The 13,835-nt window shown below is 46.6% G+C and carries 10 protein-coding genes and 1 other annotated feature (1 of these 11 cut by a window edge); of the genes, 3 read left to right on the top strand and 7 right to left on the bottom strand.

Annotated features, from left to right (window positions below; translation table 11 throughout):
• Nucleotides 1–258, bottom strand: a binding site (T-box leader) (it extends 9 nt beyond the left edge of the window).
• 135 nt (nt 259–393) lie between these two features.
• Nucleotides 394–3,417 (top strand): penicillin-binding protein 1A, encoded by a 3,024-nt coding sequence (locus tag MHB54_RS23360; RefSeq protein WP_023989330.1) that lies wholly within the window; start codon nt 394–396, stop codon nt 3,415–3,417.
• A 123-nt stretch (nt 3,418–3,540) separates the two neighbouring features.
• On the opposite strand, the gene acsA is transcribed toward MHB54_RS23360, so the two are convergent.
• Complete coding sequence (gene acsA, locus MHB54_RS23355) at nt 3,541–5,256, bottom strand: acetate--CoA ligase (RefSeq protein ID WP_023989331.1); 1,716 nt, start codon at nt 5,254–5,256, stop codon at nt 3,541–3,543.
• A gap of 246 nt (nt 5,257–5,502) precedes the next feature.
• Here acsA and MHB54_RS23350 point away from each other — a divergent pair, with 246 nt between their 5' ends.
• Nucleotides 5,503–6,135: a GNAT family N-acetyltransferase gene (locus MHB54_RS23350; RefSeq protein ID WP_023989332.1), complete on the top strand. Its 633-nt coding sequence runs from the start codon at nt 5,503–5,505 to the stop codon at nt 6,133–6,135.
• A gap of 12 nt (nt 6,136–6,147) precedes the next feature.
• Here MHB54_RS23350 and MHB54_RS23345 read toward each other — a convergent pair whose 3' ends face one another.
• The 4 genes from MHB54_RS23345 to MHB54_RS23330 all read right to left on the bottom strand — a co-directional run bounded on the left by MHB54_RS23345 (nt 6,148) and on the right by MHB54_RS23330 (nt 8,965).
• On the bottom strand, nt 6,148–6,846 hold the full coding sequence (locus tag MHB54_RS23345; protein WP_068941485.1) for a 5'-methylthioadenosine/adenosylhomocysteine nucleosidase: 699 nt from the start codon (nt 6,844–6,846) through the stop codon (nt 6,148–6,150).
• A gap of 114 nt (nt 6,847–6,960) precedes the next feature.
• Entirely contained in the window at nt 6,961–7,968 is a 1,008-nt protein-coding gene (gene ccpA / locus MHB54_RS23340) for a catabolite control protein A (RefSeq protein WP_023989333.1), read from the bottom strand.
• Between the two features lie 107 nt (nt 7,969–8,075).
• Nucleotides 8,076–8,417 (bottom strand): bacillithiol system redox-active protein YtxJ, encoded by a 342-nt coding sequence (gene ytxJ / locus MHB54_RS23335; protein ID WP_013310927.1) that lies wholly within the window; start codon nt 8,415–8,417, stop codon nt 8,076–8,078.
• Nucleotides 8,418–8,518: 101 nt separating this feature from the next.
• On the bottom strand, nt 8,519–8,965 hold the full coding sequence (locus tag MHB54_RS23330) for a hypothetical protein (protein WP_023989334.1): 447 nt from the start codon (nt 8,963–8,965) through the stop codon (nt 8,519–8,521).
• A 338-nt stretch (nt 8,966–9,303) separates the two neighbouring features.
• On the opposite strand from MHB54_RS23330, the gene MHB54_RS23325 reads away from it, so the two are divergent.
• Entirely contained in the window at nt 9,304–9,840 is a 537-nt protein-coding gene (locus MHB54_RS23325; RefSeq protein WP_023989335.1) for a type 1 glutamine amidotransferase domain-containing protein, read from the top strand.
• Between the two features lie 187 nt (nt 9,841–10,027).
• Here MHB54_RS23325 and ptsP read toward each other — a convergent pair whose 3' ends face one another.
• Nucleotides 10,028–11,773 carry a phosphoenolpyruvate--protein phosphotransferase gene (gene ptsP / locus MHB54_RS23320; RefSeq protein ID WP_264453602.1) on the bottom strand — a complete coding sequence of 582 codons (1,746 nt, stop codon included), beginning with the start codon at nt 11,771–11,773 and terminating at the stop codon, nt 10,028–10,030.
• Nucleotides 11,770–13,653, bottom strand: coding sequence for a glucose PTS transporter subunit IIA (locus MHB54_RS23315; protein ID WP_264453600.1), 1,884 nt, complete (start codon nt 13,651–13,653; stop codon nt 11,770–11,772). The genes ptsP and MHB54_RS23315 overlap by 4 nt, the downstream gene beginning before the upstream one ends.
• Nucleotides 13,654–13,835: the final 182 nt, after the last annotated feature.

Raw genomic sequence — 13,835 nt, 5'->3', positions numbered from 1 at the left:
GAGAAGGAGCTACTCGCGTTACCACCCTAATTAAAGAAACGCATGTCAAAGACAGACATTTCTTTCACTTCATTCCTATAACGGGCCTACACCCGGTACTGGATTACTATGGTAGCTTCGCAAACCTGCAAATGCTTTCCATTCATCCAGACAGCTCCAGACGGTAATTCAAAGGAGGGACGCTACCGATTCACACCACCCATCGGCTCTCTGTACAACGTGAATCCGCCTTCTACTGAAGTCTTTCTCTGCTTTTCACGATATTTACTTTGACCTATTTATAACACACTGCTTTTATGTAGTCAACGACACCAAAAGACAGGCTTTTTAGCATATGGGTTCATTTTGTAATTTTATGCTATAATAATGGCTGTTATAAAGGAGGAAGACTTAATGGTTGAAGAAAAAAACAATGTATCAGCGCCAAAGCCTTCCCGCTTGAGGACAACCATGCGAAGGCTCGGCCGTGTCATAAAGTGGGTCATCATCATCGGTTTTATGGGGGCACTATTTGCAGGGGGGGCCGCCGCTGGCTATGTCGCTTCTATTGTAAAAAGCGAACCCGTGCGTTCCAGATCCATGATCCTACAGGAAGTAGATAAGAATGCAATTACAGGCTTCGCTTATTTCAATGATGGCTCTCCCATCGGACAACTTCGGACAGAAGAAGATCGAAGACCTGTCACGTTTAAGGAGATTCCACAACTCGTCATTGACGCAGTCATTGCCATTGAAGATAATCATTTTTATGAGCATAAAGGTGTCGATTTGTCGGGAACGCTGCGTGCTGTGAAGCAAAAGGCGCTGCATGAATCCGTACAAACCGGGGGTAGTACCCTCACCCAGCAGCTTGCGCGTCGTGTCTTTCTAAATCTCGATCGCACGGATGACCGCAAGGTCAAAGAAATTTTGCTGTCTCTGCGCCTTGAGCGCTTCCTGAGCAAGCAGCAAATTATTACGGCCTATCTCAATAAAGTACCTTTTGGTAACGGTTCAAGCGGTTACAACGTCTTTGGCATTAAAGCAGCGGCCAAAGGTATTTTTAATGAGAATGATCTGAACGAGATTAATGTAGCCCAGGCCGCCTATCTGGCAGGTTTGCCACAGCTTCCTTCTTCTTATTCTGCTTACAACGGTAAGGGCGAGTTTAATGAAGCTGGCTTTAAAAGAGCCATCAACCGCCAGCACCTGGTGCTCAGTCGAATGCTGGAGGAGAACAAAATCAATAAAGCACAGTATGATGAAGCGATGGCTTTTGATATCAAAAAATCTCTCGCACCACGCACTGTTAAAGCTTATAACACCTATCCATACCTTATGATGGAAACAGAACGACAGGCTGCGCAGGCACTCATGTCTGTCACCAATCCGGGTCAAGCAGCTAATGCCAGTGCAGATGCCAAGACCAAGGACGATAACGATTTACTCAAAGAAGCTGAACAGCAGCTTCGCACAGGCGGTTATATGGTGTACACCACCATTGATAAGAGCGTCTACAAATCTATGCGTCAAATTGCAGAAAATAAAAACAACTTCTCTGCCACTAGTAAAACCAAGGGTGACGAACAAGCAGCGGCTATTCTGATTCAGCATAAAACAGGCGCCATTCTTGGAATGATGGAAGGTCGGGACTTCCAAAAGGAGCAGATGAATTATGCCACGCAGATGGTACGTCAGCCAGGTTCGGCAATGAAACCGATTGCTGCCTATCTCCCTGCATTGGACAGCGGTCTTGTGCAGCCTGGTAGTATCGTGGATGATGCCCCTATTATTTTGAAAGATGGCAGTAATGGATATCACATTCCGAAAAATGCTAACAACCGCTATCAAGGATTGGTTACGGCGCGTTATGCACTGAATCAATCGCTAAATACGATAGCACTCAAGCTGTTTAACGAAAAAGTAGGGATTAGCAACGCTTGGGCTTTTGCTAAAAAACTGGGTATCACCACCTTGGAATCCAGTGATAACAACGCTCAAACGGGTGTACTTGGCGGCTTGGCCCATGGGGTGACTGTCGAGGAACTCACGAATGCATATGGAGCCATTCCAAATGGCGGTGTGTTTAATGACGCCTATATGATCGAAAAGATTGTGGATTCGCAAGGCAATATTGTATATAAGCATCAGGCTAATCCTGTGCAGGCCTTCTCACCGCAAACCGCCTACCTGATGACGGATATGTTGCGTACAGCCGTGTCGGAAGGCACAGGCAGACTGGTGAAGCGGAACTTTGATCAATCCGGCAAGATTCCGATTGCCGGCAAGACAGGCACTACGCAATCCTACACTGATGTTTGGTTCGAGGGCTTTACGCCTGACGTCACGCTGGGTGTATGGGTTGGTTACAAGCAACCTGTCAATAAGCTTGAAACGAAAGTCCAAAAAGAGCGGGCTCGTCGCTTATGGGCTCTAATCATGAATGAAGTAACAGCTAAAGATGCCCAGCTGTTCCAAACGGACAGCTTCAAGAGACCTGACGGCATTGTAAGCCGTACAGCATCCGCGTATGGTTCGGACATTTATAACAGTAAGTATCCACCTAAAAACAGTGAAAATGGTGTGAGCCGTGCGAAATATATTACCTACCAAGGTGTGAATTATATTCCACGCGATGGTACACCGGATGATATGTTATATGAACGGACCGTTAGGAAACGGGAAAAGCCCATCTCAGAATTGATTAAAGAGCTTCAGCAAGCCTTTAAGGTGATGAGACGACATAATTCGTTGTCCTACTATCTGCCTCAGGATGCAGATAAGGAAGCTCCTACTCAGATTGATCCACGCAAGGACGATGGAGCAGCCCCTAACGCTCCATCTAGCATCAACGTAAGCTATAGTGACGGCAAAGCCATAATCAGCTTTAGCCCAAGCGGAAACAGCGACGTCGTAGGATACCGTCTGTATCGTTCTACAGATGGGGGCAGCTTCCAACGGCTTGGCAAGGTTGTTATGGCTGACGGCTCCAAGGTGTTCTCTGACAGCCCCGGGGGCAGCAGCTCCAGCTACTACGTGACCGCCGTTGATGTAGGCGGCCATGAGTCTGGGCCAAGCACGAAAGCAAGCGCAGCACCTGTGGTGCCACCTGCAGATTCTGAGTCTCCAGACGTTCCGGGCGAGGGAGATGGAACAGGTGCACAGCCTACAGAGGTTCCTACTGCCCCTGGACAGCCTCAAGCTAAAGCCGCTGGCTCATCCGTAGCGCTCCAATGGAGCGCAGGTAAGTCTGCGGACGCTATTACAGGCTATAACGTGTATTACAGCGAAAGCGGTGCGGAGCCTTTTACAAACATAGGCTCTACCGCATCTCCCAGCTTTGAATATAAGTCGGGGAAAAAGCCAAAAGGCTGGTTTCGTGTCACTTCCATGAATACCATAGGGGAATCGGCTCCTTCCGGAGCCGTCCGTCCATAACTGAAGACAAAAGCAGAAAGTGATAGGTTGGGTGAATATGAGATTCACCCTAACAAAAAGGGAGTCCCCTTAGCCATTAAGGCTTTGGAGACTCCCTTTTATAATTCTAATATGCACAGCACTTCAATCCTCTATGGTAGATAAGTCACCTATAGGAAGGTTAAGCTCCCAGGCTTTCAACACGCGTCTCATAATTTTACCGGAACGGGTTTTGGGTAGCTTTTCCTTAAACTCAATTTCGCGTGGAGCAGCATGAGCAGACAGCCCTTCCTTAACGAAGCGATAGATGTCCTGCTGTAAAGCTTCAGACGGTGCATAGCCTTCACGCAGTGCAACAAAAGCCTTGATAATCTCTCCCCGCACGGTATCTGGTTTTCCAATGACTCCGGCTTCCGCTACTGCAGGATGCTCCAGAAGCTTGCTCTCCACCTCAAAAGGGCCAATTCGCTCCCCGGAGGAGTTAATGACATCATCAATCCTACCCTGAAACCAGAAATATCCGTCCTCATCCATGTAAGCTGAATCACCCGATACATACCAACCGGGAAAGCGGAAATATTCCTGAAACTTGTTCGGATTGTTCCATATACGATTCATCATGGATGGCCATGGTGTACGGATCGCCAAGTGGCCCATCCGGTCAGGAGGCAACACCTGCCCTCTGTCGTCCAAAATAGCAGCCTGAATACCTGGGAGTGGCTTTCCCATCGAACCCGGCTTAATTGGCAGCTCAGGGTAATTACAGATCAACTGTGCTCCTGTTTCCGTCATCCACCAAGTATCATGAATGCGCTGTGTATACACTTGCCATCCCCATCGCACCACTTCTGGATTCAACGGTTCCCCAACGGATAATACATGCCGCAGACTGCTAAGATCATATTTGGAAACAACCTGCTCCCCTGCGCTCATCAGCATCCGAAACGCTGTAGGAGCACTATACCATATGGTCACTTCGTGACGCTCAATCGTGCGGTACCAGTCTTCCGGGCTGAAACGCCCCCCACGAATGACATTCGTCGCTCCATTTAGCCATGGAGCAAAAATACCGTATGATGTTCCCGTGACCCAGCCAGGATCAGCAGTACACCAATACACATCATCTTCCCGCAAATCCAGCACCATTTTGCCAGTATAGTAATGCTGAATCATCGCATTTTGCACATGATACACGCCTTTGGGCTTGCCTGTTGAGCCTGATGTATAGTGAATAATTAATCCATCTTCACGATTCAACCATTCTGGCTCAAGTTCCTCTGAGGACATAAGCATTTCTGTCTCGAAATCGATAATTCCCTGCTCGCGTGCATCCATATCACCAACCACAAAAATATGTCGCAGCTCAGGAAGCTCCTCACGTTTTACCCGTGACAGAAGCGCAGGTGTGGTCACTAATGCCACCGCCCCACTATCCTCCAATCGATCCTTAACCGCAGTTTCCATAAACGCCTCAAATAATGGACCGACAACAGCTCCAACCTTTAGAACACCAAGTAAACTAATAACCAGCTCGGGTGAACGTGGCATGAAAATAAACACCCGCTCCCCTTTACCAATACCGTATTTCCGCAGCACATTTCCGAACCTGTTAGAACTAGCACGAAGCTGAGAGAAGGTGTAGGTTTCGTGACGGTTTGCGTCACAATACAATAGTGCCGCTTTCTCACCTCGTCCTTCCTGTACATGTCGATCAATGGCTTCATGTGCCATATTGACCTTGCCTGTTTCATACCACGTAAAATGACGCTCTGCATCCTCCCACTGAAAGTTGTTGTAAGCTTGTTCATACGGGCCCATGTTGGATGTGGGAACTACAGTCTGGAGTTCTTCAATCTTCATGCGTTAAGCCTCCTCACAATGGATTAATGAGAATCACACAGAACAAGATAACGCTTACAAAATCAATAAAGCAGATGAAGTCCTTTGGTGTACTGGTTGATTTAAGCACTTAATTGTGAACATTTTATGTCTAAAACAGTATATCATAGGTCAGGATGTGACGACCATCCTTTTCATTTAATTGTTTTTTTGCTATAAGTAGGGGATATGAGGAACGAGCTCATGGCGAACAAGGAGGGCGTACACATGCAGCATTTAAAACTGTACCACTTGGACACGCTGGATCATAACGGACAAACAATCTATGTAGAAGGCCCCGTATCCGCGGATCAACTGCGTTCATTTCAAATGCACAAGCAATTAGATGCCTTTCGCAAACCAAAGGAACAGTTCGACGCGTTGGTGGATATTTCAGAACTGCCAGAAGGCAGAATTATCATTGCCCACAACGGGGAAACCCTTCTGGGATATGTTACTTTTCATTACCCAGATGAGATGGAGCGCTGGTCGGAAGCTGGCATGAAGGATTTACTGGAACTTGGAGCTGTTGAGGTAGCCGATGACTATCGTGGTCTGGGCCTGGGTAGCCGAATGATTCGGATTGCCTTTGAGGACAGACAACTTGAATCCTATATTATTTTTACCACCGAATACTATTGGCATTGGGATTTAAAAGGCAGCGGTCTCTCCGTATGGGAATACCGCCGCATGATGGAACGTCTGATGAAAACTGTAGATATGGTCTGGTACGCCACGGATGATCCTGAAATATGCTCACATCCTGCTAACTGTCTGATGGTACGAATGGGAAAGGATGTGCCCCTCGCATCACAGGAGCAGTTTGACCATATCCGGTTTGTCCGAAGATTCATGTATTAAAAAATTATACCCTTATCCCAAATGCTTGAGCATGAACTCCACAATACGATGCGAACGATGTGAAGCTTCTACCGTAAATTCAGCATAATTAACGTGAGCCGATCCATCAGCCTTATCTGACATAGATCGTAGGACAACATAAGGCACAGCGTTCATATGAGCTGTCTGAGCCACAGCTGCACCCTCCATTTCGGTACAAGCACCGTCCATTTCCTGATGCAATGCAGTCACTAACTCACGATTTGCAACAAATTGATCGCCAGAAAGTACCTTGCCGACAATATACCGATCGCCAAACGATTTGCAGGCTTGCTCAGCTAGACTTGCAAGCTCGGGATCTGCCACAAACTCTGAGGTGTCCTGATAAGGAATGACCCCTCTGGCATAGCCCAAAGGCGTTACATCCATATCATGCTGCATACATGTTGATGAGATGACAATATCCCCAATGTTTAAATCGGGATGAACTGCCCCTGCCACTCCCGTAAATATAATCTGTTCTACACCAAAATGATCAATCAGGATTTGTGTTGTTACCGCAGCATTAACCTTGCCTACACCGGATTTGCAGACAACGACTCTTTGCCCGTGAATGATTCCTGTGGTGTACGTGATTCCAGCCTTGACCGTCTTGCTCGCTTCCGTCATCGCTGCCAGCAGCAATTCAATTTCTTCATCCATAGCACCCATTAATCCATAAAGTCGGCTCATTACGCATCCCTCTATTCTTGGTTTGATGATGATGTCCATAAGAAGCTTTATATCCGCGAAAAAAGCTCCATCAAAGGAGCTTTCATCGAAGGTATATCCTATTCAGCACTGCGTCTAGTCTAAATAATTAACTGACAACCGCAAAATAGTTTCATGCGGCAAAATAACGCGAGGATTCTCCACGTTTTCCTTTTTCATCAGCTTGGTCAGCAAACGCATCGCTACCGCACCCAAATCGTACATCGGTTGCGCGACGGTTGTCAGCTGAGGACGAACCATAGAGGCCATACGAATATTGTCAACACTGATTACCGAAAAATCATCAGGAACTTTCAAACCCTCATCCTGAATACTGTGGATCGCACCAATTGCCATTTCATCCGTAGCAGCAAAAATCGCACTTGGCTTCTTCTTCAGGCCGAGAAAATATTTCATTGCTTCGACACCGGATTCATAACGGTAGTTCCCGATTCGCACGAGATCCTCCTGATAATCAATTCCGGCTGTTTCCAGTGCTCTCTTGTAACCTTGGAAACGTGCATAGCCGTTTGCAGGGTCTTGAAGCGTACCACTGATCATTGCGATTTGACGGTGTCCATGGCGGATCAACGTGTTTACTGCATCAAAAGCAGCGGCTTCATGGTCGATATCGACCGAAGGATAGCTTCCTTTTTCATCACTCGTTGCACATAGAACAATAGGGACCGCAGCTGTATGGAACGCCTGAATATGCTCGTCCGTTACTGTACCACCCATGAACAGAAGACCATCCACTTGCTTTTCAAGCAATGTGTTGATGACACGAATCTCTTTTTCTTTTCGCTTGTCGGCATTACACAAAATAATATTATAGTGATACATATTCGCTATATCCTCAATACCGCGCGCAATTTCTGCAAAAATTGAGTTCGATATATCCGGTATAACCACGCCGACGGTCGTTGTCTTCTTGCTGGCCAGACCTCTAGCGACCGCATTTGGGCGATATCCCAATTGTTCAATCGCTTCGTACACCTTCTTGCGGGTCTGAGGTTTCACATTAGGATTATTGTTAACTACGCGGGACACTGTGGCCATTGAGACACCAGCTTCGCGAGCTACATCATAGATCGTTACCGTCACATTCCTTCTCTCCATTGCCAATAAATTTTCAACCGAATCCTAGATCAACTAATTAGAACCATGATACGACAAAATACTACTTTATGCAACGACAGCACACATTCTATCTATGTGAGATGATCGTGGAGTGCACGGGCTGTAATATTCGAATGGGATGTATGCCAAACAGCCTCTCCGCCCTTGATTAAAATGGCCTGCGGGGATTCATGCTTCACCTGAAGCCTGTCCGCGGTTTCATTGGACACCGGCCGATCTTCTACTACATAAATGATACCGTATTCAATATTTTCGTTGGGAGCGCCATGCAAATAGGACTCCACTTCCTGATATGCGCCTGCACTTATCGGACAACGTGTGCTATGTTTAAAGAGAAGCAACGGCTTGTCTGATGACGCTTCCAGAGCCGTATTTAATTGTTGAACAGTAGTCATTTTTGTCATCGTCGCCATTGGATATACATTCCTTTCTGTGTCTTGTCGTATGGCCTATTCACATCGTAACAAAAAGAACATGTAAAATCCAATGGTGACCATGAAAATTTTCATATTTTTTAGTTTTTTGTATTCGTAAATACCGATTCACTGGTAAAACCGGATAATTGAACCAATTTTTTCTCTACATCATTCATCCAATCTTCGTCTCCCAGACTTCTCGCATAGCGATAAAGATCCAGTAAGAGATTAATTCGAAGCTCCATGCGCTCCTCCAAAGCAGATTGCCAATCCACATTGGGATTGTCCGCTTCCTCCAATACAAGCTTGCGAATTATTTCTGCCAGTTCATTGTTGCGAGCAAAAGATATTCTCCGTGCCGTAGGTTTGCTCCCTAGACTTTGTAATAGTGCCTTAATGTCCTTCGTCACATGCTGCAAAACCTCACTGGAAAAGCATGACGAGCATGAGAATACAGGGACGTGCAAAATTTCAACCTTGCCCGCATAGATTACCTTTCGCAGTTCCAGTCCCATCGGTTTGCCACATTGACATTGCTTCTGCATTTAACCACCTCATTACGTAGGATCAAACTATACGAGGATCTCATCAGAATCCAAATATATCTATCTACTAGTCTAATAAATATTTGTTAACTCCATTAAATCTATCATACCTTGTTTTATTTCGACTTTGGGACCTCAAATCCTTCCACAGATTGCAGCTATGAACAAATTACCAAAGCTTTGGCGGGTCAGAAAATGACGACAATTGCTGTCAAAGAGCAGACTACTAACATAAGAATCTGCGAAGGAATGGACTTCGAGCGTTCTTTTTCTTAAGATGTAAAAGTACAGATTACAAAACAGAGGTGTCATCATGTGACGCACGAAAGGATGGTTGGATGTCAAGACTTGCCGGAAAAAAGGTTATCGCCCTGGTGGATGAGGAATTCGAGGATCTGGAGCTGTGGTATCCGATTTACCGTGTTCGTGAAGAAGGCGCAGAAGTGCATTTAGCCGGTGCTGAAAAAGGTAAAAAATATATTGGAAAATATGGCGTACCTGCTGAAGCGGAATATGCCTTTGAGGAACTGAATAGCAGTGATTATGACGGGATTCTCGTCCCTGGCGGTTGGGCACCTGATAAACTGCGCCGCTATCCCAAGGTAATTCAACTCGTACAGGAGTTTCATGCTGCTCATAAGCCGATTGGACAAATCTGCCATGCAGGCTGGGTACTGATTTCTGCTAAAATTTTGGATGGTGTTACGGTAACCTCCACACCAGGTATTCGTGATGATATGGAGAATGCAGGAGCTATTTGGAAGGATGAGGCAGTTGTGACGGACGGACATATTGTATCTGCTCGTCGGCCGCCTGATCTTCCACCTTACGGAAAAGCGTTCTGCGATTTGTTAGCAGATAACACCCGGAAATAAGAGATTAAGTTAATTTTCCGTAATCTCAAGAGGCTGTCAACAAGATGAAAAAAAGAACCTTCAAAACCATGAATAAGTGGTTTTGAAGGTTCTTTTTCGTCCAAGCCGTGCTACGCCATTAAGGTTTGCTACGACAAGCTCAACAGTACGGGGTGTTGGCTGTGCAAAGCTTTGCGGACATTATATATTACTGCCGTCCAGGCCCGGCCGGAGTGCAGCTGACATTAGCTGCAGTCAGCTTGTCTTCGATCGCTGCACCAGTGGACATGCCAAAGCAAACCTGAGCGACTGTCGTTGCCTCAGATGCAGTCGTATTCAGCACACGATGCTTGACCCGCAACAAAGATTGGGGAGACATGCTGAGTTGATGTATCCCCAGTTCCAGCCAAAGAGGAACGGAACGTTCATCTCCAGCCATCTCACCACATACACTCACATCAATTCCTGCTTGATGTGCCGCTTGTGCAGTCATGCGCAGCATTCGAAGTACAGCTGGATGGTATGGATGGTACATATGTGCAATCTGCTCATTCATACGGTCTACAGCCAGCACATACTGAACCAGATCATTCGTTCCGATACTAAAAAAATCTGTTTCAGCTGCCAATAGATCAGCGATCATCGCTGCAGCCGGTACCTCAATCATAATTCCTCGCTGAATGTGTGGATTATAGGCAAGCCCTCTTGCATCCAAATCCGCCATAGCCTCCTTCAAAAGAGCATCTGCCTGGCGGACCTCCTCCACGGATGAGATCATCGGATACATTACCTTGATATTTCCCGTTGCACTGGCTCTTAAAATTGCAGTCAACTGGGTTTTAAACAATTCCTTCCAATCCAGACTGATCCGTATAGCACGGTAACCTAGAAAAGGATTTTCTTCCTCTGGTAGTTGAAGATAGTCCAACGGCTTATCTCCACCGATATCCAATGTACGGATGACTACAGAGTGGTTTCCTGCCTTTTCCGCTATCAGCCGATATACTTCATACTGCTCCTCTTCATCTGGAGCAGATTTGCGATCCATGTATAAAAACTCCGTGCGGAACAGTCCCACACCTTGAGCGCCATGCTTCAAAGCTGCCTCCAGCTCTTTAATCGAACTAATATTGGCCGCCAGCCTCAGGGTGGTTCCATCCTTGGTCACGGCATCTACAGAAGCAAGTACCTGAAGCTGCTCTTTTCTGCGTCGCTGCTCGTCACGCAAAATTTTATAATGATCAGTTACCGTTTTTTCCGGATTCACATAAACTTTGCCCAGGTCTCCGTCCACAACCATCATATCTCCCGTTTGAACGGGCAAATTCAGATTGCTCTCCAGTCCTGAAACGAGTGGAATACCAAGTGCGCGGGCCATGATCGCAGAATGTGATGTTTTACCACCATTCATAGTTACAATCCCTAAAACATAGCTAGGATTCAAGTGTGCCGATTGGGAGGGTGAGAGCTCCTTGGCTACCAGAATATAGGGCTGTGTATCCTTGGGAAGAGTCACTTCCGGTGCACCCAGCAAATGCTTGAGCAGCCGGTTTCCCACATCTTTGATATCAATTGCCCGCTCCTTCATATATTCATCATCCAGTAAATCAAACATTGTTACAAAATGATCAATGGCTTCCTTCACGGCCACCTCGGCCGCCTTATACTGACGCTCAATAATTCCGCGAATTTCATTCATGAATTCTGGATCTTCCAATATCGCAAGATGAGCATCAAAAATGCTGGATTCCTCCGGCCCCACCATCTCTCGAAACTCATCCTTAATAAACTGGATCTCACTTTTGGATGTGCGTATCCCTTCATACAACCGTTCAAATTCCTTTGCAAGATCTACCGCATCCATTTTTTGATCAGGTAAATCCCACTCCCAGCTCGGCAGGACAAATGCCTTCCCGATTGCCACACCTGCTGCGGCGCCGATGCCTTCTATCATGTTTCTACCCCTCCAACATTCCTGTCATGCAGCACAACGGACATTACCGAGGCCTGACCTTTTTTCACTGTTTTAAACGGAGCAAAGCTCCACGACTTGACGCGATCCGGATTCGTGATGACCATAGGAGTCACCAGCGATGGAGCTTGCTCGCGCAGCGCCTGCAAATCAAATTTGATCAGCAATTGCCCCGGTTCCACCGTATCGCCTGCTTCTACCATAGCAGTAAAATTTCCTTTTAGCTGTGAAGTATCAATCCCTATGTGGAGCAGAACCTCAAGTCCCTCTCGTGTGGAGATGCCTAAAGCGTGCATAGTCGGATACAAGTGCATCACAGTACCATACACTGGAGACACAAGTTCACCACGTTCAGGAACAAAAGCAACACCGTCCCCGACCAGCTTCGTCGCAAAAATTTTGTCAGGCACTTCATGAATCGGGAGCATTTTTCCATGTACAGGAGCGTTGAACAAAATTTGAGGGAGATCACGCTCCATCAGCTTCGCGATTTCCTCACGAATCAGTTCTGAATACGTTCCGAATACAACCTGCAAATTACCTCCACCCAGATTGATAAGCCCGGCCGATCCCAAAGCCTTCATCGCTCCGGTATCGATCAGTCTGTCATTGTGGACGGTCAGCCGCAAACGTGTGATGCAGGCCTCCACCTGCACAATATTTTCCTTCCCGCCAAGTGCTTCCAAAATAAGCGGAGCACTATAAGGAATATTGCCGGCCCAATCCTCCAGAACCGAACCTTCCTCGCGCCCAGGAGTTGGAATACGGAACCGCCGGATAGCCCATCGAAACAGTACATAATACACAAGCCCATACGCCACTCCCACTGGAATTAACAACCAGGCGTTACGTGAGAGATGAAAATTAAGGACATAATCTATAAAACCCGCCGAATAGGAAAATCCGTGATGAATATCCAGCTCAAAGGTAAGCCACATGGCCAGCCCAGACATAACCGCATGAACGAGGAACAAATAAGGTGCTGCAAACAAAAAGGCGAACTCGATCTGTTCCGACACTCCGGTAAAAAAGCAGACAAGCGCAGCCGTCAAAAATGTTTTTTGCACCTTTGGCTTCAAATCTTCACGTGCTTCCTGAATGATCGCCAGCGCAATGGCAGGGATCGCAAACATCATAATGGGGAACAACCCGGACATGAAATAGCCCGCTGTCGGATCGCCAGCAAAAAACCGGGGTAAATCTCCCTGCACAACGTTGCCAGACGGCGTTTTATATGTACCCAGTTGAAACCAAAAAATATTATTAAGCAGATGGTGCAGACCAAAGGCCGCCAGCAACCGATATAGAATACCGTAGATAAACAGTCCAAAGCCGCCCAAGCTCGATTCCAGACCTACTATAAATTGCAGCCCTCTCTGTATGAGTGGGGCAATAATTAGCATGAGTCCTGCAAACACAGCCGAGAAGAGGCCAATAAGCAGCAGAACAAATCGGGTACCCCCAAAAAACTGAAGCACCTCGGGCAATTTGATGCTTTTGAAGCGATTATAAGCCACCCCTGAAATGACCCCCAAAATGATACCAATGAGCGTCGCCGGTTGAATGAGTCCGTTTCCAAATCTCAATGTGACCTGATCATATATAGCCATACCAGCTAATGCTGCCAGTCCCGCCTGACCTGCCTGATTCGACATCCCCAGTGCAACACCAACCGCAAATAAATATGGCAAAAAATAAAAAATCCCATGTCCCGCCGCATTTGCCATATCAGACACCATAGGGAATCCCCATGTGGACCAAGGAAGGCTGCCGAGACTTAGCAATATTGCAGCGGCTGGTAGCACCATCGTCGGGAGCATGACAGCACGACCGAGCTGTTGTAAGGATCCGAGCCAATTCATGGCATTCCTCTCCTTTCTATCCCTGATGGTAAGCCGAATAAATACTTTTGTCAAAGCAATGATTCCATCTGCCAAAATATTTATTTACACTTCTACAGGTCAAAAAACTTTATCACCACAACAGATAACACTATGAATCCGTCTAGACCATTTTCATCATCAGGCATACATACATTATATGG

Source organism: Paenibacillus sp. FSL M7-0802 (assembly GCF_038004945.1).
Classification (GTDB): domain Bacteria; phylum Bacillota; class Bacilli; order Paenibacillales; family Paenibacillaceae; genus Paenibacillus; species Paenibacillus polymyxa_B.
Note: the sequence above shows the minus strand (reverse complement) of the source record. Positions and strands in the feature narration are given on the sequence as shown.